The sequence below is a fragment of the Pseudomonas sp. NBRC 100443 genome (assembly GCF_030268185.1).
GTDB lineage: Bacteria > Pseudomonadota > Gammaproteobacteria > Pseudomonadales > Pseudomonadaceae > Pseudomonas > Pseudomonas citronellolis.
In genome coordinates this window covers 252,129-273,834 of sequence record NZ_BSQE01000008.1, presented here as the reverse complement: position 1 = coordinate 273,834, position 21,706 = coordinate 252,129, and the positions used below count along the sequence as shown (strand labels likewise).

At 66.6% G+C, this 21,706-nt stretch carries 17 protein-coding genes; 13 read left to right on the top strand and 4 right to left on the bottom strand.

Features of this window, described 5'->3' with window-relative positions; translation table 11 throughout:
- The first annotated feature begins 12 nt into the window (after positions 1-12).
- From QSJ95_RS13235 to brnQ, 6 genes are all read left to right on the top strand, one after another.
- Complete coding sequence (locus QSJ95_RS13235; RefSeq protein ID WP_009619378.1) at positions 13-2,844, top strand: 2-oxoglutarate dehydrogenase E1 component; 2,832 nt, start codon at positions 13-15, stop codon at positions 2,842-2,844.
- Positions 2,845-2,886: 42 nt separating this feature from the next.
- Positions 2,887-4,122: a 2-oxoglutarate dehydrogenase complex dihydrolipoyllysine-residue succinyltransferase gene (odhB, locus tag QSJ95_RS13230; protein ID WP_009619379.1), complete on the top strand. Its 1,236-nt coding sequence runs from the start codon at positions 2,887-2,889 to the stop codon at positions 4,120-4,122.
- Between the two features lie 81 nt (positions 4,123-4,203).
- Positions 4,204-5,640 carry a dihydrolipoyl dehydrogenase gene (gene lpdA / locus QSJ95_RS13225; RefSeq protein WP_043266726.1) on the top strand — a complete coding sequence of 479 codons (1,437 nt, stop codon included), beginning with the start codon at positions 4,204-4,206 and terminating at the stop codon, positions 5,638-5,640.
- Positions 5,641-5,801: 161 nt separating this feature from the next.
- Entirely contained in the window at positions 5,802-6,968 is a 1,167-nt protein-coding gene (gene sucC / locus QSJ95_RS13220) for an ADP-forming succinate--CoA ligase subunit beta (protein ID WP_009619383.1), read from the top strand.
- A complete protein-coding gene (gene sucD / locus QSJ95_RS13215; protein ID WP_009619384.1) occupies positions 6,968-7,849 on the top strand; it encodes a succinate--CoA ligase subunit alpha in 882 nt (293 codons plus the stop codon). The genes sucC and sucD overlap by 1 nt, the downstream gene beginning before the upstream one ends.
- Before the next feature lie 439 nt (positions 7,850-8,288).
- Complete coding sequence (gene brnQ, locus QSJ95_RS13210; protein ID WP_285642922.1) at positions 8,289-9,596, top strand: branched-chain amino acid transport system II carrier protein; 1,308 nt, start codon at positions 8,289-8,291, stop codon at positions 9,594-9,596.
- 286 nt (positions 9,597-9,882) lie between these two features.
- Here brnQ and QSJ95_RS13205 read toward each other — a convergent pair whose 3' ends face one another.
- Positions 9,883-10,413 (bottom strand): fimbrial protein, encoded by a 531-nt coding sequence (locus QSJ95_RS13205; RefSeq protein WP_009619388.1) that lies wholly within the window; start codon positions 10,411-10,413, stop codon positions 9,883-9,885.
- Positions 10,414-10,714: 301 nt separating this feature from the next.
- On the opposite strand from QSJ95_RS13205, the gene QSJ95_RS13200 reads away from it, so the two are divergent.
- Positions 10,715-11,461 (top strand): DUF599 domain-containing protein, encoded by a 747-nt coding sequence (locus QSJ95_RS13200; protein ID WP_009619389.1) that lies wholly within the window; start codon positions 10,715-10,717, stop codon positions 11,459-11,461.
- Positions 11,462-11,516: 55 nt separating this feature from the next.
- Here QSJ95_RS13200 and QSJ95_RS13195 read toward each other — a convergent pair whose 3' ends face one another.
- Complete coding sequence (locus QSJ95_RS13195) at positions 11,517-11,735, bottom strand: hypothetical protein (protein WP_009619390.1); 219 nt, start codon at positions 11,733-11,735, stop codon at positions 11,517-11,519.
- A gap of 161 nt (positions 11,736-11,896) precedes the next feature.
- Between QSJ95_RS13195 and QSJ95_RS13190 the strand changes: the two genes are divergently transcribed.
- The 5 genes from QSJ95_RS13190 to QSJ95_RS13170 all read left to right on the top strand — a co-directional run bounded on the left by QSJ95_RS13190 (position 11,897) and on the right by QSJ95_RS13170 (position 16,859).
- The gene (locus QSJ95_RS13190; protein ID WP_009619391.1) at positions 11,897-12,364 is read left to right on the top strand and encodes a PaaI family thioesterase; all 468 of its coding nucleotides are present in this window, start codon (positions 11,897-11,899) and stop codon (positions 12,362-12,364) included.
- On the top strand, positions 12,361-12,807 hold the full coding sequence (locus QSJ95_RS13185; protein WP_009619392.1) for a PaaI family thioesterase: 447 nt from the start codon (positions 12,361-12,363) through the stop codon (positions 12,805-12,807). The genes QSJ95_RS13190 and QSJ95_RS13185 overlap by 4 nt, the downstream gene beginning before the upstream one ends.
- Before the next feature lie 13 nt (positions 12,808-12,820).
- Positions 12,821-14,050: an MFS transporter gene (locus QSJ95_RS13180; RefSeq protein WP_285642917.1), complete on the top strand. Its 1,230-nt coding sequence runs from the start codon at positions 12,821-12,823 to the stop codon at positions 14,048-14,050.
- A 98-nt stretch (positions 14,051-14,148) separates the two neighbouring features.
- Positions 14,149-16,053: a molecular chaperone HtpG gene (htpG, locus tag QSJ95_RS13175; RefSeq protein WP_285642916.1), complete on the top strand. Its 1,905-nt coding sequence runs from the start codon at positions 14,149-14,151 to the stop codon at positions 16,051-16,053.
- 74 nt (positions 16,054-16,127) lie between these two features.
- On the top strand, positions 16,128-16,859 hold the full coding sequence (locus QSJ95_RS13170; RefSeq protein ID WP_061561318.1) for a dienelactone hydrolase family protein: 732 nt from the start codon (positions 16,128-16,130) through the stop codon (positions 16,857-16,859).
- A gap of 253 nt (positions 16,860-17,112) precedes the next feature.
- Here the strand turns inward: QSJ95_RS13170 and QSJ95_RS13165 are convergent, their stop codons facing one another.
- Positions 17,113-18,363 carry a sugar MFS transporter gene (locus tag QSJ95_RS13165; RefSeq protein WP_285642915.1) on the bottom strand — a complete coding sequence of 417 codons (1,251 nt, stop codon included), beginning with the start codon at positions 18,361-18,363 and terminating at the stop codon, positions 17,113-17,115.
- Between the two features lie 42 nt (positions 18,364-18,405).
- Complete coding sequence (locus tag QSJ95_RS13160; protein WP_285642913.1) at positions 18,406-19,272, bottom strand: pirin family protein; 867 nt, start codon at positions 19,270-19,272, stop codon at positions 18,406-18,408.
- A 446-nt stretch (positions 19,273-19,718) separates the two neighbouring features.
- Between QSJ95_RS13160 and QSJ95_RS13155 the strand changes: the two genes are divergently transcribed.
- Positions 19,719-21,692, top strand: a complete 1,974-nt coding sequence (locus tag QSJ95_RS13155; protein ID WP_285642911.1) for a DUF1302 domain-containing protein — start codon at positions 19,719-19,721, stop codon at positions 21,690-21,692.
- The last annotated feature ends 14 nt before the right edge of the window (positions 21,693-21,706 follow it).

The window sequence follows — 21,706 nt, the reverse complement described above, 5'->3', positions numbered from 1 at the left end:
GGGTGACCAAGCATGCACGAAAGCGTAATGCAGCGGATGTGGAACAGTGCCCATTTATCCGGTGGGAACGCTGCCTACGTCGAAGAGCTCTACGAGCTCTACCTGCACGACCCGAACGCTGTGCCAGAAGAGTGGCGCACATACTTCCAGAAGCTCCCCGCCGACGGCAATCCCGCTCCCGACGTCTCGCATTCCTCCATCCGTGATCATTTCGTGCTCCTGGCCAAGAACCAGCGCCGCGCCGCGCCCGTTTCCGCCGGCAGCGTAAGCACCGAGCACGAGAAGAAGCAGGTCGAAGTCCTGCGCCTGATCCTGGCGTACCGGCTGCGTGGGCATCAGGCCGCGAAGCTCGATCCGCTGGGCCTCTGGGTGCGTACCGCGCCTTCGGACCTGTCGCTGGATCACTACGGCCTGACCGCCGCCGACCTCGACACCACCTTCCGCACCGGTGAGCTCTACATCGGCAAGGAAGAGGCGACCCTGCGCGAGATCATCGACGCCCTGAAGCAGACCTACTGCAGCACCATCGGCGCCGAGTTCATGCACATCGTCGATTCCGAGCAGCGCCACTGGTTCGCCCAGCGCCTGGAAAGCGTGCGCGGTCGTCCGGCGTACTCCACCGAGGCGCGCGCCCACCTGCTGGAGCGCCTGACCGCGGCCGAGGGCCTGGAGAAGTACCTGGGCACCAAGTACCCGGGCACCAAGCGTTTCGGTCTGGAAGGCGGCGAGAGCCTGATCCCGATGGTCGACGAGATCATCCAGCGCTCCGGCTCCTACGGCGTCAAGGAAGTGGTCATCGGCATGGCCCACCGTGGCCGTCTGAACGTCCTGGTCAACACCCTCGGCAAGAACCCGCGCGACCTGTTCGACGAGTTCGAGGGCAAGAAGCTGGTCGAGCTGGGCTCCGGTGACGTGAAGTACCACCAGGGCTTCTCCTCCAACGTCATGACCCCGGGCGGCGAAGTCCACCTGGCGCTGGCGTTCAACCCCTCGCACCTGGAGATCGTCTCCCCGGTGGTCGAGGGCTCGGTACGCGCCCGCCAGGACCGTCGCAAGGACGGCAGCGGCGACAAGGTCGTGCCGATTTCCATCCACGGCGATGCCGCCTTCGCGGGGCAGGGCGTGGTCATGGAAACCTTCCAGATGTCCCAGACCCGTGCCTACAAGACCGGCGGCACCATCCACATCGTGATCAACAACCAGGTCGGCTTCACCACCAGCCGCCAGGACGACGCGCGCTCCACCGAGTACGCGACCGACGTTGCCAAGATGATCCAGGCGCCGATTTTCCACGTGAACGGCGACGATCCGGAAGCGGTGCTGTTCGTCACCCAACTGGCCGTCGACTACCGCATGCAGTTCAAGCGTGACGTGGTCATCGACCTGGTCTGCTACCGCCGCCGCGGCCACAACGAGGCCGACGAGCCGAGCGGCACCCAGCCGCTGATGTACCAGCAGATCGCCAAGCAGCGCACCACCCGCGACCTGTATGCCGACGAGCTGATCGCCGCCGGCGTGCAGACCGCCGAGCAGGCCCAGGAGAAGGTCGACGAATACCGCGACGCCCTGGACAACGGCCTGCACGTGGTGAAGAGCCTGGTCAAGGAGCCGAACAAGGAGCTGTTCGTCGACTGGCGTCCGTACGTCGGCCATGCCTGGACCGCGCGTCACGACACCCGCTTCGACCTGAAGACCCTGCAGGAGCTGTCCAACAAGCTGCTGGAGACTCCGGACGGCTTCGTCATGCAGCGCCAGGTGCAGAAGATCTACGAAGACCGCGCCAAGATGTCGGCCGGCGGCATGCCGATCAACTGGGGCTTCGCCGAGAACCTGGCCTACGCCACCCTGCTGTTCGAAGGCCATCCGGTGCGCATGACCGGTCAGGACGTCGGCCGCGGCACCTTCTCGCACCGCCACGCGGCGCTGCACAACCAGAAGGACGACTCGGTCTACATCCCCCTGGCCCACCTGTTCGACGGCCAGCCGCGCGTCAGCCTGTACGACTCCTTCCTCTCGGAAGAAGCGGTGCTGGCCTTCGAATACGGCTACGCCACCACCATGCCGAACGCGCTGGTGATCTGGGAAGCCCAGTTCGGCGACTTCGCCAACGGTGCGCAAGTGGTGATCGACCAGTTCATCACCAGCGGCGAGACCAAGTGGCAGCGCCTGTGCGGCCTGACCATGCTGCTGCCGCACGGCTACGAAGGCCAGGGCCCGGAGCACTCCTCCGCGCGTCTGGAGCGTTACCTGCAGCTGTGCGCCGAGCAGAACATCCAGGTCTGCGTGCCGACCACCCCGGCGCAGGTCTACCACATGCTGCGCCGCCAGGTGATCCGTCCGCTGCGCAAGCCGCTGATCGTCATGACGCCGAAGTCGCTGCTGCGCCACAAGCTGGCCATCTCGACCCTGGAAGAGCTGGCCAACGGCTCGTTCCAGACCGTCATCAACGAGATCGACAGCCTGGATCCGAAGAAGGTCGACCGCATCGTCCTGTGCAGCGGCAAGGTGTACTACGACCTGCTGGAGAAGCGCCGCGCCGAAGGCCGCGAGAACATCGCGATCGTCCGCCTGGAACAGCTCTACCCGTTCCCGGAAGACGACCTGGCCGAGGTCCTGTCGCAGTACAAGAACCTCAAGCACATCGTCTGGTGCCAGGAAGAGCCGATGAACCAGGGTGCCTGGTACTGCTCGCAGCACCACATGCGCCGTGTCATCGCCGCGCACAAGAAGGGCCTCAACCTGGAATACGCCGGCCGCGACGGCTCGGCCGCCCCGGCTTGCGGCTACGCTTCGATGCACGCCGAGCAGCAGGAAAAACTGCTGCAAGACGCCTTCACTGTTTAACGCCAACGCGCAGTAGATACCGAATTTAAGGAAACACACAGAATGGCTATCGAAATCAAAGCCCCAACCTTCCCGGAATCGGTTGCCGACGGCACCGTCGCCACCTGGCACAAGAAGGTCGGTGAAGCCGTCAAGCGTGACGAACTGATCGTCGACATCGAGACCGACAAGGTGGTCATCGAGGTGCTGGCCGAGGCCGACGGCGTACTGGCCGAGATCGTCAAGAACGAAGGCGACACCGTCCTCTCCAACGAACTGCTCGGCAAGCTGAGCGAAGGCGGCGCCGCTGCCGCCGCTCCGGCCCCGGCCGCCGCCGCTCCGGCTGCTGCCCCGGCTGCCGCTGCCGCTCCGGCCGCCGCCGGCGAAGACGCCATCCTCTCGCCGGCCGCGCGCAAGCTGGCCGAAGAGAACGGCATCGACCCGAACAGCATCGCCGGCACCGGCAAGGGCGGTCGCGTGACCAAGGAAGACGTGGTCGCCGCCGTCGAGGCCAAGAAGAACGCCCCGGCAGCCGCTCCGGCCGCCGCCAAGCCGGCCGCTCCGGCCGCCGAGGCCCCGGTGTTCGCCGCCGGCGACCGCGTCGAGAAGCGCGTGCCGATGACCCGCCTGCGCGCCAAGGTCGCCGAGCGCCTGGTCGAAGCCCAGTCTTCCATGGCCATGCTGACTACCTTCAACGAAGTCAACATGAAGCCGATCATGGACCTGCGCAACAAGTACAAGGACCTGTTCGAGAAGAAGCACAACGGCGTGCGCCTGGGCTTCATGTCCTTCTTCGTCAAGGCCGCCACCGAAGCCCTGAAGCGCTTCCCCGGCGTCAACGCCTCGATCGACGGCAACGACATCGTCTACCACGGCTACCAGGACATCGGTGTCGCCGTGTCCAGCGACCGTGGCCTGGTGGTACCGGTACTGCGCAACGCCGAGTTCATGAGCCTGGCCGAGATCGAGAACGGCATCGCCACCTTCGGCAAGAAGGCCAAGGACGGCAAGCTGTCCATCGAAGACATGACCGGTGGTACTTTCACCATTTCCAACGGTGGCGTATTTGGTTCCCTCTTGTCGACTCCGATCGTCAACCCGCCGCAGACCGCCATCCTCGGCATGCACAAGATCCAGGAACGCCCGATGGCCGTTAACGGCCAGGTGGTGATCCTGCCGATGATGTACCTGGCGCTGTCCTACGACCACCGCATGATCGACGGCAAGGAAGCGGTGAGCTTCCTGGTCGCCATGAAGGACCTGCTGGAAGATCCGGCTCGTCTGCTGCTGGACGTCTGATTCGTCATTTCACCTGACGGCCCCGTACTACACGACGGCCCCGCGAGGGGCCGTCCGCTTCACCGGAATAAGGATTGAGATATGAGCCAGAAATTCGACGTGGTTGTGATTGGTGCCGGCCCCGGCGGCTACGTGGCTGCCATCCGTGCCGCCCAGCTCGGCCTGAAGACCGCCTGCATCGAGAAGTACATCGGCAAGGAGGGCAAGGTCGCCCTCGGCGGTACCTGCCTGAACGTAGGCTGCATTCCGTCCAAGGCGCTGCTGGACAGCTCCTACAAGTACCACGAGGCCAAGGAGGCTTTCGCCGTCCACGGTATCGAAGCCAAGGGCGTCACCATCGACGTACCGGCCATGGTCGCGCGCAAGGCCAACATCGTTAAGAACCTGACCGGCGGCATCGCCACCCTGTTCAAGGCCAACGGCGTCACCTCCTTCGAAGGCCACGGCAAGGTGCTGGCCAACAAGCAGGTCGAAATCACCGGCCTGGACGGCAAGGTGCAGGTCCTGGAAGCCGAGAACATCATCATCGCCTCCGGTTCCAAGCCGGTCGAGATTCCGCCGGCCCCGCTGACCGACGACATCATCGTCGACTCCACCGGCGCCCTGGAATTCCAGGCCGTGCCGAAGAAGCTGGGCGTGATCGGCGCCGGCGTCATCGGCCTGGAGCTGGGTTCGGTCTGGGCCCGCCTGGGTGCCGAAGTCACCGTCCTGGAAGCCCTGGACAAGTTCCTCCCGGCCGCCGACGAGCAGATCGCCAAGGAAGCCCTGAAGGTCCTGACCAAGCAAGGCCTGAACATCCGCCTGGGCGCCCGCGTCACCGGCACCGAGGTGAAGAAGAAGCAGGTCACCGTGACCTTCACCGACGCCAACGGCGAGCAGAAGGAAACCTTCGACAAGCTGATCGTGGCCGTGGGCCGTCGCCCGGTGACCACCGACCTGCTGGCCGCCGACAGCGGCGTGACCCTCGACGAGCGTGGCTTCATCTTCGTCGACGACCACTGCAAGACCAGCGTTCCGGGCGTGTTCGCCATCGGTGACGTGGTCCGCGGCGCCATGCTGGCGCACAAGGCCTCGGAAGAGGGCGTGATGGTCGCCGAGCGCATCGCCGGCCACAAGGCGCAGATGAACTACGACCTGATCCCGTCGGTCATCTACACCCACCCGGAAATCGCCTGGGTCGGCAAGACCGAGCAGCAGCTCAAGGGCGAAGGCGTCGAAGTCAACGTCGGCACCTTCCCGTTCGCCGCCAGCGGCCGCGCCATGGCTGCCAACGACACCACCGGCCTGGTCAAGGTCATTGCCGATGCCAAGACCGACCGCGTCCTGGGCGTCCACGTGATCGGCCCGAGCGCCGCCGAGCTGGTCCAGCAGGGCGCGATCGCCATGGAATTCGGCACCAGCGCCGAAGACCTGGGCATGATGGTCTTCTCCCACCCGACTCTGTCCGAGGCGCTGCACGAAGCGGCCCTGGCGGTGAATGGCCACGCCATCCACATCGCCAACCGCAAGAAGCGCTGAGGCGGTAGGACCACGGCGGGGCAGGGCGGCAGTCATTCGCGAGGGGCTGTCGTGACCACCCCGCCGGATTCCCGCGCCGCGGCGTGGGAATCACAGGTGGTGCGGCGCCACGAGCGCTGCGCCGAATGCGCAATACCCAAGACGAAAAACGGTAGACAAGCATGAATCTCCACGAGTATCAGGGTAAGCAGCTGTTCGCTGAGTACGGCCTGCCCGTATCCAAGGGCTTCGCCGTCGACACACCCGAAGAGGCCGCAGAAGCCTGTGAGAAAATCGGTGGCACCGAGTGGGTCGTGAAAGCCCAGGTGCACGCCGGTGGCCGCGGCAAGGCGGGCGGTGTGAAGCTGGTCAAGAGCAAGGAGGACGCCAAGGCGTTCGCCGCCAACTGGCTGGGCAAGCGTCTGGTGACCTACCAGACCGACGCCAATGGCCAGCCGGTCAGCAAGATCCTGGTGGAATCCTGCACCGACATCGACAAGGAGCTGTACCTCGGCGCCGTCGTCGACCGTTCCAGCCGCCGTATCGTCTTCATGGCCTCCACCGAAGGTGGCGTGGACATCGAGAAGGTCGCCCACGACACTCCCGAGAAGATCCTCAAGGCCACCATCGACCCGCTGGTCGGCGCCCAGCCGTTCCAGGGCCGCGAGCTGGCCTTCCAGCTGGGCCTGAAAGGCGACCAGATCAAGCAGTTCGTGCACATCTTCGTCGGCCTGGCCAAGCTGTTCCAGGACTACGACCTGGCCCTGCTCGAAGTCAACCCGCTGGTGATCAAGAAAGACGGCAACCTGCACTGCCTGGACGCCAAGATCAACATCGACTCCAACGCCCTGTACCGTCAGCCCAAGCTGCGCGCCATGCACGACCCGTCCCAGGACGACGCCCGTGAAGCCCATGCGCAGAAGTGGGAGCTGAACTACGTCGCGCTGGAAGGCAACATCGGCTGCATGGTCAACGGCGCCGGCCTGGCCATGGGCACCATGGACATCGTCAACCTGCACGGCGGCAAGCCGGCCAACTTCCTCGACGTTGGCGGCGGCGCGACCAAAGAGCGCGTGACCGAAGCGTTCAAGATCATCCTCTCCGACAGCAACGTCGCTGCCGTACTGGTGAACATCTTCGGCGGCATCGTCCGCTGCGACATGATCGCCGAAGGCATCATCGGTGCCGTCAAGGAAGTCGGCGTGAAGGTTCCGGTTGTCGTCCGTCTGGAAGGCAACAACGCCGAACTCGGCGCCAAGGTACTGGCCGAAAGCGGTCTGAACATCATCGCGGCGACCAGCCTGACCGACGCTGCCCAGCAAGTCGTCAAGGCCGCGGAGGGTAAGTAATGAGCATCCTGATCAACAAAGACACCAAGGTCATCTGCCAGGGCTTCACCGGCTCGCAGGGCACCTTCCACAGCGAACAGGCCATCGCCTACGGCACCAAGATGGTCGGCGGCGTGACCCCCGGCAAGGGCGGCACCACCCACCTGGGCCTGCCGGTGTTCGACACCGTCAAGCAAGCCGTCGAAGCCACCGGCGCCGAAGCCTCGGTGATCTACGTTCCGGCTCCGTTCTGCAAGGACTCGATCCTGGAAGCCGCCTTCGGTGGCATCAAGCTGATCGTCTGCATCACCGAAGGCATCCCGACCCTCGACATGCTGGACGCCAAGGTCAAGTGCGACGAGCTGGGCGTGCGCCTGATCGGCCCGAACTGCCCGGGCGTGATCACCCCCGGCGAGTGCAAGATCGGCATCATGCCCGGTCACATCCACCTGCCGGGCAAAGTGGGCATCGTGTCGCGTTCCGGCACCCTGACCTACGAAGCCGTGAAGCAGACCACCGACGCCGGCTTCGGCCAGTCCACCTGCGTGGGCATCGGCGGCGACCCGATCCCGGGCTCCAACTTCATCGACATCCTGAAGCTGTTCCAGGAAGACCCGAAAACCGAAGCCATCGTCATGATCGGCGAGATCGGTGGTTCGGCTGAAGAAGAAGCCGCTGCCTACATCAAGGCCAACGTGACCAAGCCGGTGGTGTCCTACATCGCTGGCGTCACCGCACCGCCCGGCAAGCGCATGGGCCACGCCGGCGCCATCATCTCCGGTGGCAAGGGCACCGCGGACGAGAAGTTCGCCGCCCTGCAGGACGCCGGTGTGAAGACCGTGCGTTCCCTGGCCGACATCGGCAAGGCCCTGGCCGAGCTGACCGGCTGGGCGACCAAGTAAGCGTTTCGCTTATTGCTCGTCGCGAGAGGCCACCTTCGGGTGGCCTCTTGTTTTGGCGAGGCGTCGCAAGAAGTGTCGTTCAGGCGACACGCCCTTTCATCCCGCCGACGAGCTGACATACGTCAGTACAGTTCATCGGGATAGATCGTTAGGCTAGCAACTATCCCCAGCACTGCGTTCCCCACAAGGGAAGGCGTGCTAACCGCCAACTCCTACCCGGAGCGGCGGCTATTCCGGACCGTCATGGATGGCGGGACAACCAGAATGCAGGAGCAAAGGGGCCACGAGCCCATGGAAAACCTCTGCTATCGGACTTCCAAGAACAATCTCCCGCGCAGGTATGAACGCAGGCATCCCCGATGCGGCTGCGCCGTGCCCGTTCGGCTGTTGTGCCTTGGGAGGCCACGAAACCCGTTTAAGCACTGTGGTATTCCCCTAAATGAACGTCTTGAAAGGCCAGGACATCCTGGCGCTCGGCTTTATGACCTTCGCCCTGTTCGTCGGGGCCGGCAACATCATCTTCCCGCCCATCGTCGGCCTGCACTCCGGCCCGCACGTATGGATGGCGGCCCTCGGCTTCCTGATCACCGCGGTCGGCCTGCCGGTCATCACCGTGGTCGCCCTGGCCAAGGTCGGCGGCGCCATGGACACCCTGAGCCACCCCATCGGGCGCGTCGCCGGCGGCCTGCTGGCGGCGGTCTGCTACCTCTCCGTGGGCCCGCTGTTCGCCACCCCGCGCACCGCCACCGTGTCCTTCGAAGTCGGCCTGGCGCCGCTCACCGGCGACGGCCCGCTGCCGCTGTTCCTCTACAGCCTGGTGTACTTTGCCATCGTCCTGGTGATTTCCCTGTACCCCGGCAAGCTGCTGGACACCGTGGGCCGCTTCCTCGCCCCGCTGAAGATCATCGCCCTGGCCGCGCTGGGCATCGCCGCCTTCATGCTGCCGGCCGGGACCATCGGCCAGGCCGAGCCGAGCTACGAGCACGCGGCCTTCTCCCAGGGCTTCATCAACGGCTACCTGACCATGGACACCCTGGGCGCCCTGGTCTTCGGCATCGTCATCGTCAACGCCATCCGCTCCCGCGGCGTGCAGTCGCCGCGCCTGATCACCCGCTACGCGGTGATCGCCGGGCTGATCGCCGGGGTAGGCCTGGCGCTGGTGTACATCAGCCTGTTCCGCCTGGGCTCGGGCAGCCACGACATCGCCGCCGGCGCAACCAACGGCGCGGCCGTGCTGCACGCCTACGTACAGCACACCTTCGGCTCCCTGGGCAGCGGCTTCCTCGCCGTGCTCATCGCCCTGGCCTGCCTGGTCACCGCCGTGGGCCTGACCTGCGCCTGCGCCGAATACTTCTGCCGCATCCTGCCGCTGTCCTACCGTAGCCTGGTGGTGATCCTGGCCGGCTTCTCGCTGCTGGTGTCCAACCTCGGCCTGACCAAGCTGATCCAGTTCTCGGTGCCGGTGCTGACCGCCATCTACCCGCCGTGCATCGTGCTGGTGGCGCTGAGCTTCTGCGCCGGCCTGTGGAAGTCGCAGACGCGCATAGTCGCGCCGGTGATGACGGTGTCGCTGGCGTTCGGCATGGTCGACGCGCTCAAGGGCGCCGGCTTCGCCGTGCCGGAATGGCTGGCCCATCTGCCGCTGTCCGAGCAGGGCCTGGCCTGGCTGATCCCCTCGGTGGCCATGCTCGCCGTGATGGTGGTGATCGACCGCCTGCTCGGCGAACCGAGCGAAGCCGTGGCCTGACCGGGCCCGCCGCAATGAGAAAGGCCGCCCACGAGGCGGCCTTTTTCGTTGCGCGACTGCCTTGCCGACGCGCCGAGGTGCTTTTGCTTGCTCGCGAATGGGAGTCGTCGGTGGCTACAGCGTTGGGTGTAAGAGCGCCCTCTCCCCAACCCTCTCCCGCAAGCGGGAGAGGGGGCTGTCCGGCGTGGGTGGTGAGTCCGGAGTCATCCGGATGCTCCCCAACCACGCGAACACGGGAACGTAGGGCGTATAACCGTTCGCGGTTATACGCCGTTGGACGTGCCTCTCAGATGTACTCCACCGAGAACTCCAGCTTCGCCGTGACGCGGCCGCTTACGGTGCCCGTGGTCCCGGCGCGGTAGTAGTGGGCGTGGTAGTCGAAGGTCATGACCGAGTCGGCCACCTGCGGGGAGTTGTTTTCGTTGGTCATCAGGTCGATGGTGGCGTAGGTGCCGTTGCGCAGCTGGATTTCGATGTCCGAGTTGCCGTCGCCGCTCTGGTTCCGGAGGTTGCCGGTCGCGGGGTTCACCCCGGTGGAGGCGAACTTGGGGCGGACCCAGGCCGGCGCGCCGCTTTCACCGCAGCCGGTGAGGGTGATGGTGAACGGCGTGTCGCCGGCGAAATCCCCGGCGTTCTGCAGCTTTTCCCAGCCGACCGGCTTCAAGGTCACGGCGCCATGTTCGCCCTGGCCGTTGACGGCGACGGCGCAGGTGGAAGGGGTGATGTATCCGTCGAAGCCCACCGAGCCTGCGGCGGCTTGGGCGTTGCTGGCCAGTAGGGTTGTGGACAGGGCGAAGGCAAAGGCAATTGTTTTCATTTTGGTCCAACTACAAGTGAGGGATGTCGGGTTTGTGCGCTTGCTCACGACTCACTGGGCGATCTGCACAGATGCGCCGGCAATGCCGTGATGGCCGCCGCGATTCTAGGGCAGGGCTTTTGAGGGAAAGGCTCGTTTGCTTGTAGGAATTGCCTTCGGTTTGGGGCGGTCAAGTGTCCCGATGGGGGAGGTGACGCAGCTTCGTGTCTTCCCGCCGACATCCGGCGTCTATCTGCCGCGTTCTCCCTCAATCACCCGATCAACAGGCCCGGCCCGCCGACAGGGCCCGCCAAGGAAGCCCATGACCGACGTCGTCGACCTCTTCGATATCCAGTACCTGTGGAACCTGCTGGCCATGCTCTGGTTCGCCTTCTGCTGGGTCGGCTATGCCCGCTACGCCAGCCACAGGGCCCGCGACACCGCGTGCCTGGCCAGCGTGCTGCACCTCTACCGCAAGGACTGGATGCGCCGCCTGCTGCTGCGCGACAACCGCGTGGCCGATGCCAGCGTGATCGGCAACCTGGAGCGCAACGCCTCGTTCTTCGCCTCCAGCACCCTGATCATCCTGGCCGGCATCCTCACCCTGCTGGGCTCGGCCGAGCGCACCGTGTCGGTGCTGGCCGACCTGCCTTTCGTGGCCTCGCCGACCCGCGGGCTGTCGGAGCTGAAGCTGCTGTGCCTGGCAGTGGTGTTCGTGTATGCCTTCTTCACCTTCAGCTGGTGCATGCGCCAGTACAACTTCGCCGCGGTGCTGGTGGGCTCGGCGCCGATGATCGGCGAGCGCCACGTCGGCGAGCAGGAGCGCAACGCCTTCGCCGAGCGCGCCGCGCGGGTGGTGTCCATGGCCGCGCACCAGTTCAACCAGGGCCTGCGTTCCTACTACTTCGGCCTGGCCATGCTGGCCTGGTTCATCAACCCGTGGATCTTCATGCTGGTCACCGCCGGGGTGGTCGGGGTGCTGTACCAGCGCGAGTTCCACTCCGACGTGCTCAAGGTGATGGTGTTCACCCCCACGCCCCACGCGGAGCCGGCGAAAGAGCCGGAGTGAAGAAACGACAAGGCCCGCGAATGCGGGCCTTGTGCGTTGTACGGGGAGCGGGCGGTTACTTCTGCTCCTCGTTGGACGGCGCCGGCGCGGTGTCCGGAGCCGGGGTGGTCGGCGCCGGAGCGGCTTCGTTGGCCGGCGGCGTGGTCGGCGCGGGGGTCGCCGGCTGCTCGGTGCTCGGCGCGGCCGGCGGGGCCTTGGGCTCTTCTTTCTTGTCGCAACCGGCCAGAGTCAGGCCTGCAACCAGCATCAGAGCGAAGGGAAGGGTTTTTTTCATCGTGGAGCCTCCATGTGCGGCGTTCCTGGTGTTAGCCCTTTGAGCTGAGGCCCGCCTCAGAAGTTCAACGCAAGTTTGCGCCGACGCTACGATTATTCACTGCAGGGCCCGTTGGCGGCGGAGTATCATGCGCTTTCGAGCAGCCCGGGGCCCCGATCCGCATGAGTGAAATGTCCATTCTAGAGCGTGCGCAGCGCTTCCTCGCCGTCCTGCGCCATTGCCAGGTGCTGGGCATCGCGGCCCATGCCGCGGACGAAAAGGGTTTGACCCTGCGCCTGCCTTATAGCGAAGCGATCGTTGGCAATCCGGAAACCGGGGTGATCCACGGCGGCGCCATCACCACCCTGATGGACACCACCTGCGGCATCTCCACCATCTGCGTGCTGCCGCAGTTCGAGATCTGCCCGACCCTCGACCTGCGCATCGACTACATGCACCCGGCCGAGCCGCACAAGGACATCTTCGGTTTCGCCGAGTGCTACCGGGTGACGCCCACCGTCATCTTCACCCGCGGCATCGCCTACCAGGACGACCCCGAGCAGCCCATCGCCCACGTGGTCGGCACCTTCATGCGCCTGGGCAAGGGCGCCACCGGCGCTACGGTGGGCGCCAAGGGGGAGGGCGCATGAGCACGCCGGACATCGAGCAGCTGCTGCGGCAGATGCACCAGGACAACGACTTCAGCCCGCTGCTGGAGATGATCCCCTACGCCCGGCTGATCGGCATCCGCTGCCTGCGCCTGGGCGAGGAGGTGATCTTCCACCTGCCGGCCAGCCGCGACAACATCGGCAACCCGACGTTGCCGGCGCTGCACGGCGGGGTGATCGCCGGCTTCATGGAGCACGCGGCCATGCTGCACCTGCTGATGCTCATGGGCGTGCCGCACCTGCCGAAGATCATCGACTTCTCCGTCGACTACCTGCGCGCCGGGCATTTCCGCGACACCTACGCCCAGTGCCAGGTGTGGCGCCAGGGCCGGCGCGTGGCCAACGTCGCCATCACCGCCTGGCAGACCAGCCGCGCCGAGCCGATCGCCACCGCGCGGGCGCATTTCAAGGTCGACGGCGCCTGAGGCCGGGGGCGCGATGGATACGCTGCTGATCCTCGGCGGGCTGCTGCTGATCCTGGCCGGCTACGCCTGGCTGGTCATGCTGGCGTTCGCGCGCGGCCCGCTGTGGGGCCTGGCCTGCCTGCTGCCGCCCCTGGCGCCGGTGTTCCTGGCGCGGCACTGGGGCTTCGCGCGCAAGGCGCTGTTCCTCGGCGCCCTGGGCTGCATTCCCCTGGTCGTCGGCCTGGCCATGCTCGCCAGCCGCGACAGCGCGCGGCTGGAGGCCATCCTCAGCCTGCAGTGGCTGCGCAGCGAGCCCGTGGCGGCGCCGGAGCTGGACATCGCCCTGCGCGGCGAACTCGATGGCCAGGCCTTCGCGCCGCAGCAGGCGGAGCTGATCGACGGCGTGCTCAGCCTGCGCGAGGGCCAGGACTTCTATGCCCACCGCGAGGTGCGCATCCGCCTGGCCGCCCAGCCGCACGGGCCGCTGCGCCTGGACGTGCTGCCGGACGACCGCGGGCCGCGGCCCGTGGTGGAGGTCAGCTGGCTGGCGCCGGGCGCCGACCTGCCCGAGGCCGTGCGCCTGGAACGCGGCTACAGCCTGCACCTGGACCTGCGGCCCGAGGCGCCCAACCGCCTGCGCGGCGACTTCCACCTGGTTCTGCCGACGCAGTACCGCACCACCCTCAGCGGCCGTATCGAGCTGTACACCGACCGCCTGCGCTACCGCGACGGCCAGGTGGACACCCGTTTCGACTCCGCCGACACCCTGGCCTACGTCCTGCGCGACTACCTGCAGCGGCGCTTCCCGGGCCGCCAGCTGGAATTGCCCGCATCGCGCCTGGAGCCCCTGGGCCCGATCATGCAGGTGCCGCTGGACTTCCGCCTGGACGGCGAAGCGCAACACCTGGACCTGGAGCTTGCGCGCAGCGCCAACCGCGGCTGGGCGGTGCGCGGCGACCGCTACCCGAAGCTGGCGCCGCGCGCCGAGGCCAGCGCCCCGGCGGCCGAACCCGGGCCCGCCGCGCCGCAGCCCGGCAGCGCGACGCGGCCGCTGAGCCTGGAGCGCCTGCAGGCCGAGCCGCAGCGCTACGTCAACCGCGGCATGCGCGTGACCACCGAGCGCGGGCGCGTGGCCGAAGGCGTGTTCACCGGCCTGGACGCGAACGGCCGGGTGGTCATCCGCCACCTGCTCACCGGCGCCGGCCAGGCCAGCTACAGCCTGCGGCCTGCGGAGATCAGCGCCATCGAACTCCTGCCGCAGTGACGTTCGTCGCGGCAAACCCTTGAAAAGCTTCAGGAAGCCCCCATCTCGCTGACATCCGCCGCCCGATGCGGCTTTTGTCATCCTCGGAGCGAGAAACGATGAGCGTGGAGACTCAAAAAGAGACACTGGGCTTTCAGACCGAAGTGAAGCAACTGCTTCACCTGATGATCCATTCCCTGTATTCGAATAAGGAAATCTTCCTCCGCGAACTGATTTCCAACGCCTCCGACGCGGCCGACAAGCTGCGTTTCGAGGCCCTGGCCAAGCCCGAGCTGCTCGAAGGCGGCGCCGAGCTGAAGATCCGCGTCAGCTTCGACAAGGACGCCAGGACCGTCACCCTCGAAGACAACGGCATCGGCATGAGCCGCGAGGAAGTGATCGCGCACCTGGGCACCATCGCCAAGTCCGGCACCGCCGACTTCCTGAAGAACCTCTCGGGCGACCAGAAGAAGGACTCGCACCTGATCGGCCAGTTCGGCGTGGGCTTCTACAGCGCCTTCATCGTCGCCGACAAGGTCGACGTCTTCACCCGCCGCGCCGGCGCCCCGGCCAGCGAGGGCGTGCACTGGTCGTCCAGGGGCGAGGGCGAGTTCGAAGTCGCCACCATCGACAAGCACGAGCGCGGCACCCGCATCGTCCTGCACCTGAAGAGCGGTGAGGAAGAGTTCGCCGACGGCTGGCGCCTGCGCAACATCATCAAGAAATACTCCGACCACATCGCCCTGCCCATCGAGCTGCCGAAGGAATTCCACGGCGAAGAGAAGGACAAGCCGGCCGAGCCGGAATGGGAAGTGGTCAACCGCGCCAGCGCCCTGTGGACCCGTCCGCGCACCGAGATCAAGGACGAGGAATACCAGGAGTTCTACAAGCACACCGCCCACGACTTCGAGAACCCGCTGACCTGGAGCCACAACAAGGTCGAAGGCAAGCTGGAGTACACCTCGCTGCTCTACGTGCCCGGCCGCGCGCCCTTCGACCTGTACCACCGCGAGGCCCCGCGCGGGCTGAAGCTGTATGTGCAGCGCGTGTTCATCATGGACCAGGCCGAGCAGTTCCTGCCGCTGTACCTGCGCTTCATCAAGGGCGTGGTGGACTCCAACGACCTGTCGCTGAACGTCTCCCGCGAGATCCTCCAGTCCGGCCCGGTGATCGACTCGATGAAGTCGGCGCTGACCAAGCGCGTGCTGGACATGCTGGAGAAACTGGCGAGCAGCGACGCCGAGGCCTACAAGGGCTTCTGGAAGAACTTCGGCCAGGTCCTCAAGGAAGGCCCGGCGGAAGACTTCGCCAACAAGGAGAAGATCGCGGGCCTGCTGCGCTTCGCCTCCACCCACGACGACTCCGGCGAGCAGAGCGTGTCCCTGGCCGACTACATCGGCCGCATGAAGGAAGGCCAGGACAAGATCTACTACCTCACCGGCGAGAGCTACGCGCAGGTGAAGAACAGCCCGCACCTGGAAGTCTTCCGCAAGAAGGGCATCGAGGTGCTGCTGCTCACCGACCGCATCGACGAGTGGCTGATGAGCTACCTGCCGAGCTTCGACGGCAAGGACTTCGTCGACGTCGCCCGCGGCGACCTGGACCTGGGCAAGCTGGACTCCGAGGAGGACAAGAAGGCCCAGGAAGAGGTGGCCAAGGCGAAGGAAGGCCTGGTGGAGCGCCTGAAGGCCGCCCTCGGCGAGGAAGTCGCCGAAGTGCGCGTGTCGCACCGCCTGACCGACTCGCCGGCGATCCTCGCCATCGGCGAGGCCGACCTCGGCCTGCAGATGCGCCAGATCCTCGAGGCCAGCGGGCAGAAGGTGCCGGAGTCGAAGCCGATCTTCGAGTTCAACCCGGCCCACCCGCTGATCGAGAAGCTCGACGCGGAGCCGGACGAGGACCGCTTCGGCGAACTGGCGCACATCCTCTTCGACCAGGCCGCCCTGGCCGCCGGCGACAGCCTCAAGGACCCGGCCGCCTACGTGCGTCGCCTGAACAAGCTGCTGGTGGAACTTTCCGCCTGAGCCGGTAACCTCACACAAAGCCCGCCTTAAGCGGGCTTTGTGCTTTTCCTACTCCCACTGAAGGAAGTCACCCCATGAGTCAGATCAGCGTCCAACCCGTCGCTTATGAAGTCGACGGCGTGTCCTTCGAAGGTCAACTGGTGTTCGACGCCTCCAGCACCGTGCAGCGCCCCGGCCTGCTGATGGCGCCGAACTGGATGGGCGTCGGCCAGGGCGCGCTGGACATCGCCCGCCAGGTCGCCGGCCACGGCTACGTGGTGCTGGTGGCCGACCTCTACGGCAAGGACGTGCGCCCCGACGGCCCGGAACAGGCCGGCGCCGCCATGATGCCGCTGAAGAACGACCGCGCCGCGCTGCGCCGCCGCATGCAGGCGGCCTTCAAGGCGCTGCAGGCCCAGGCCGGCAAGGCGCCGATCGATGGCGCCAGGCTGGCTGCGTTCGGCTTCTGCTTCGGCGGCTGCTGCGCACTGGACCTGGCCCGCGACGGCGCGCCGCTGGCCGCGGCGGTGTCCTTCCACGGCACCCTGGATTCGCCGAATCCGGCGGATGCGAAGAACATCAAGGGTTCGGTGCTGGTCCTCGACGGCGCCATCGACCCGCTGGTGCCGCGCGAGCAGTTGCTCGACTTCGCCAAGGAAATGAACGACGCCGGCGTGGACTGGGCGCTGACCAGCTACGGCGGCGCCGCGCATTCCTTCACCGATCCGCACGCGCAGATCCCGGGCAAGATGCAGTACGACGCCAAGGTGGCCCGCCGGGCGTTCCAGGCGATGTACGACCTGCTGGATGAGAAGTTCGGCGAGTAGAGCGGTTTCGTTCTGCCATGCAAAAGTCCGGCACACCGGGGCGTCCGGTGCGGCCGCTGAGTCCAATCGCGGACAAGGTCCGCTCCTGCGCCCGTGCTTCCCTGCGGACCGCACCGAGGCGCTCTTCGTAGGATGGTGTTGAGCGAAGCGATACCCATCAGCGCAACCGCATGGGTTCGCAAGCTCAACCCATCCTACGAAGAGCCATGCTCGCTCATGCTGTAGGAGCGGACTCCGTCCGCGATTGCCCCCTTCAGCGCACCCCTTCCACCCGCGTCACCCTGGCCTCATCCGCCCGATACCCCCGCGCGCCGAACCAGCAGATGTACAGGTAGCACACCAGCGGAATGGCAAAGGACTGCAACAGGCCGATATGGTCGGCAAAGAAGCCTTGCACCAGCGGCACCAGGGCGCCGCCGACGATGGCCATGCACAGCAGGCCCGAGCCCTTGCTGGTCAGGTTGCCCAGGCCTTCCAGGGCCAGGGAGAAGATGGTCGGGAACATGATCGAATTGAACAGGCCGATCAGGATCAGCGCCCACATCGCCACATGGCCGCCCACGCCGATGGCCACCGCCAGCAGCACGGCGTTGGTCACCGCGTTGAAGGCCAGGATGCGGTTGGGGCGGATGCTGCGCATCAGCACGCTGCCGATGAAGCGGCCGAGCATGGCGCCGCCCCAGTACAGCGAGAGGAACTTGCTGGCCTGCTCGCCGGGCAGGCCGGCGATGTCCGGTTGGCCCATCAGGCTGACCAGGTAGCTGCCGATGGCCACCTCGGCGCCGACGTAGGCGAAGATGCCGACCACCCCGTACACCAGGTGCCGATGGGCGAGCAGCGACTGCCGGCCGGCGGCCGCGCCGTCGCTGGGTTCGTCGTGGCTGATGCGCGGCAGGCGGAACAGGCCGATCAGCACGGCGATGGCGAACAGCAGGGCGGCCAGCACCAGGTAGGGCATCTTCACCGAGTCGGCCTCGGCGGCGGCGCTGCCCAGTTCGCTGGCCGCGCCCGCGCCTATGGCCAGGATGGTCACCGAACCCACCAGCGGGCCGACGGTGGTGCCCAGGGAGTTGAAGGCCTGGGTCATGTTCAGCCGGCTGGCGGCCGACTGCGGGCTGCCCAGCACGTTGACGTAGGGGTTGGCCGCCACCTGCAGCAGGGTGATGCCCGAGGCCAGGATGAACAGCGCGGCGAGGAACGCCGGGTAGGACTGCGCGCCGGCCGCCGGCAGAAACAACAGGCACCCGACGCCGGCGGTGACCAGGCCGACGATGATCCCGCGCTTGTAGCCCAGGCGCTCCACCAGCCGCCCGGCCGGGAAGGACATGACGAAGTAGGCGGTGAAGAAGCTGAACTGCACCAGCGACGCCTGCACGTAGTTGAGGGTGAACACCGCCTTCAGGTGCGGCACCAGAATGTCGTTCAGCGAGGTGATCAGGCCCCACATGAAGAACAGCACGGTGAGCACCGTGAGTGCGCCGGTGTGACGATTCTGCTCTGGCATGGCAGCTCCAGGACGTGGAAGGAAAGGGGGGAGGGCCGCGGCTCAGCGCGGCAGCTCGATGCGCTCGCGCTCGCCGGGGACCGTCGGCCAGTCGCCGGCGGCCCAGCGCCGGCGGGCCTCGTCGATCAGCGCGGGGTCGCTGGCGACGAAGTTCCAGTTCATCCGCCGCGCGCCGTCCAGCGGCTCGCCGCCGATCAGCACCGCGCGGCAGTCGGCGCAGGCGCTCAGCACCGGGCTTTCGCCCTCGGGCAGGACCAGCAGCTGGCGCAGCGGCGCGGGATCGTCGTCGAGCAGCGCCTCGCCTTCCAATAGATAGAGCGCCCTTTGCGGATGCTCGGGCGGCAGCGTCAGGGTGCTGCCGGCGACCATCTCGATGTCGGCGTACAGGGTCGGCGACAGCACCGGCACCGGCGAGACCAGGCAGAAGCCGCTGCCGGCGATCAGGCGGATGCGCACCCCCAGGCTCTCGCTCTGCGGCAGGCTGGCCACCGGGTGATGACTGTAGCTGGGCTCGCGGCCTTCCTCGGCCCGCGGCAGGGCCAGCCAGAGCTGCAGGCCATGCAGGCGCGAGCCGCTTTCGCGCAGCGCCTGCGGGGTTCGCTCGATGTGGGCGACGCCGCGCCCGGCGGTCATCCAACTGACGTCGCCGGGCCGCACCAACTGGTCCGAACCCAGGCTGTCCTTGTGCTGCACCTGGCCCTCGAACAGGTAGGTGAGGGTGGACAGGCCGATGTGCGGGTGCTGGTTGATGTTCATGCCCTGGCCCGGCGCGAAGTCGGTGGCCAGCATGTGGTCGAAGAACACGAAGGGGCCGATGCTGCGGAACTGCGCGGAGGGCAGGGCGCGCAGGATGGGCATGCCCTCCACGTCGTCGGCGTGGGGGCGGATGGCGAAGGGGGCGGCGGTCATGGCGAGGCTTCCGGAAGGCTATGGCCAATAGGATAGCCGCTCGCCGCCGCAGCGCTGTGCCCGGGCGCAGGCCGCCTCGTTTCGTGCGCCGGCTGCCTGCCGCCGCCGGGCCGACGGTCAGATTTGTGAGTCGCAGTGGCGCGACCTGTCATTGCGGAGCCTTCGCTGCCTGAAGTCCAATCCGTCTGGATCGCGCTTTCGTGCGATGGGCGTTCATGCTTTCGGGTTGGCAAGGGGGGAAACAGTTTGTTACCTTGCTTGCACTATCGTGCCAGATTCCGCGTGCAGGGGATTCGCCAGAGGAGCCAGCCGGCGCCGGCAAGCGCCATACGAGGAGTTGTACTGCTGGGCCGCCAGACCGGCCAGCAGCCGAGAAACGAATAAGAACAGCGCCGGACGCAATGCCCGGGGCGATAAATCTTGGCCGTCATGGAGGTAATGCTTCGATGAACCGTCGTACGTGCATCGAAAGGGGTTGGGGCAACCCGTCGTTCTGGGCGCCCAGGCGCGCCGGCGCGCTCATGGGGCTGCTGCCGTTGCTGGTGGCGGGCAGTGTCCAGGCCGTCGAATTCAGCTTCGCCGACAACCAGGTCACCGGCTCCCTGGACAGCACCCTGTCCTATGGCGCCATGTGGCGTGTGCAGGGCCGCGGCACCGAGAACATAGACGACATCAACACCGACGACGGCAACCGCAACTTCGACAAGGGCCTGGTCTCCCAGGTGTTCAAGCTCACCTCGGACCTCTCGGCCAAGTACCAGAACTACGGCCTGTTCATGCGTGGCACCGCCTACTACGACACGCAGATCATGGACAAGCGCAACGACTACCTGAGCACCACCGACGGTGTCGAGCGCCCCAGCCAGTCCTACCCCGACGACGACCGCTTCACCCAGGACACCCGCCACATCGCCGGGCGCAAGGCCGAGTTGCTCGACGCCTACCTCTCCGGCGACTGGGACGTCGCCGAGCACCCGGTCACCGGGCGCGTCGGCCGCCAGGTGCTGAACTGGGGCGAGAGCACCTTCTACCGCGGCGGCATCAACACCATCAACCCGGTGGACGCCTCGCGCTTCCACCTGCCGGGTTCGGAGCTCAAGGAAGTGCTGGTGCCGGTGGAGGCGCTGAGCTTCAACATCGGGCTGACCGACAACCTGTCGATGGAAAGCTACTACCAGTGGAAGTGGAAGGAGACGCGCCTGGACCCGGTGGGCACCTATTTCGCCGACACCGACCTGTTCGCCGACGGCGGCGACGTCGCCTACACCACCGAAGACAGCCCGGAGTTCAAGCAGCTGCTGGCCGGCTACCCGCTGGTGGCCGGGCTCGGCCTGCTGGGCAACGGCCCGGCCGGCCCGAACGCCTACCTCAACCCCAACACCGGCACCTTCAAGGTGGCCAGCATCGGCAAGGACCTCGACGCGCGCGACAGCGGCCAGTATGGCGTGGCCTTCCGCTACATCGCCGAGCAGCTCAACTCCACCGAGTTCGGCCTGTACTTCGTCAACTACCACGCCAAGGAACCCCAGGTGGCGGTGGACCTGCGCAGCTACCAGGGCGCCGACATCGCCGCCCTCAACGGCGTGCTCGGCCCGCTGGGCCTGGGCGAGGCGGTGCCCGGCCTGGCCACCCTGGACCTGGCCAGCAACGCCCAGGCGCGCCGCGACTACGTCGAAGACATCCACATGTACGGCTTCAGCTTCAACACCACCCTGGGCGACGCCTCGGTGGCCGGCGAGCTGGCCTACCGGCCGAACATGCCGATCAGCATCGCGGCCACCAACGACCTGCTCGGCGACCTGCTGACCCAGGGCGTGCTCGGCCTGACCAACCTCTACGACGCCAACACCCCGGCCGACCAGGCCTGCGCGGCGGTGTCCGGCAAGCAGCTGTGCCGCGGCTCGCTGTTCCAGAACTACGAGCGCGCCGAGACCTACAACGCCTCGCTGACCGGCATCTACAACTTCGGCCCGCACATGACCTTCGACTCGGTGGTGGGCGTGGCCGAGCTGGCCGGCGAGTTCATCCGCGGCAGCAGCCTGGAGTACACCGCCTGGGACGGCAGCAAGCGCCGCTTCGTCGGCGCCCAGGACAAGTCCTATGTCGGCGGCTCCGACGACGGCGACCAGATCAGCCGCGACAGCTACGGCTACACCCTGCTGCTCAGCGGCACCTGGAACGACGTGTTCGCCGGCGTGAAGCTCAGCCCCTACGTGGTCTACCAGGACGACTTCAAGGGCAACTCCGACCGCACCGGCAACTTCATCGAAGGGCGCAAGGCCTACACCCTCGGCGCCGACGCCACCTACCTGAACACTTTCCAGGTGGGCATGCAGTACACCAACTACTACGGCGCCGGGGTGAACAACTCCATGCGTGACCGGGACAACGTCTCGATCAGCGCCAAGTACTCGTTCTGATCAGCCAGGTGATG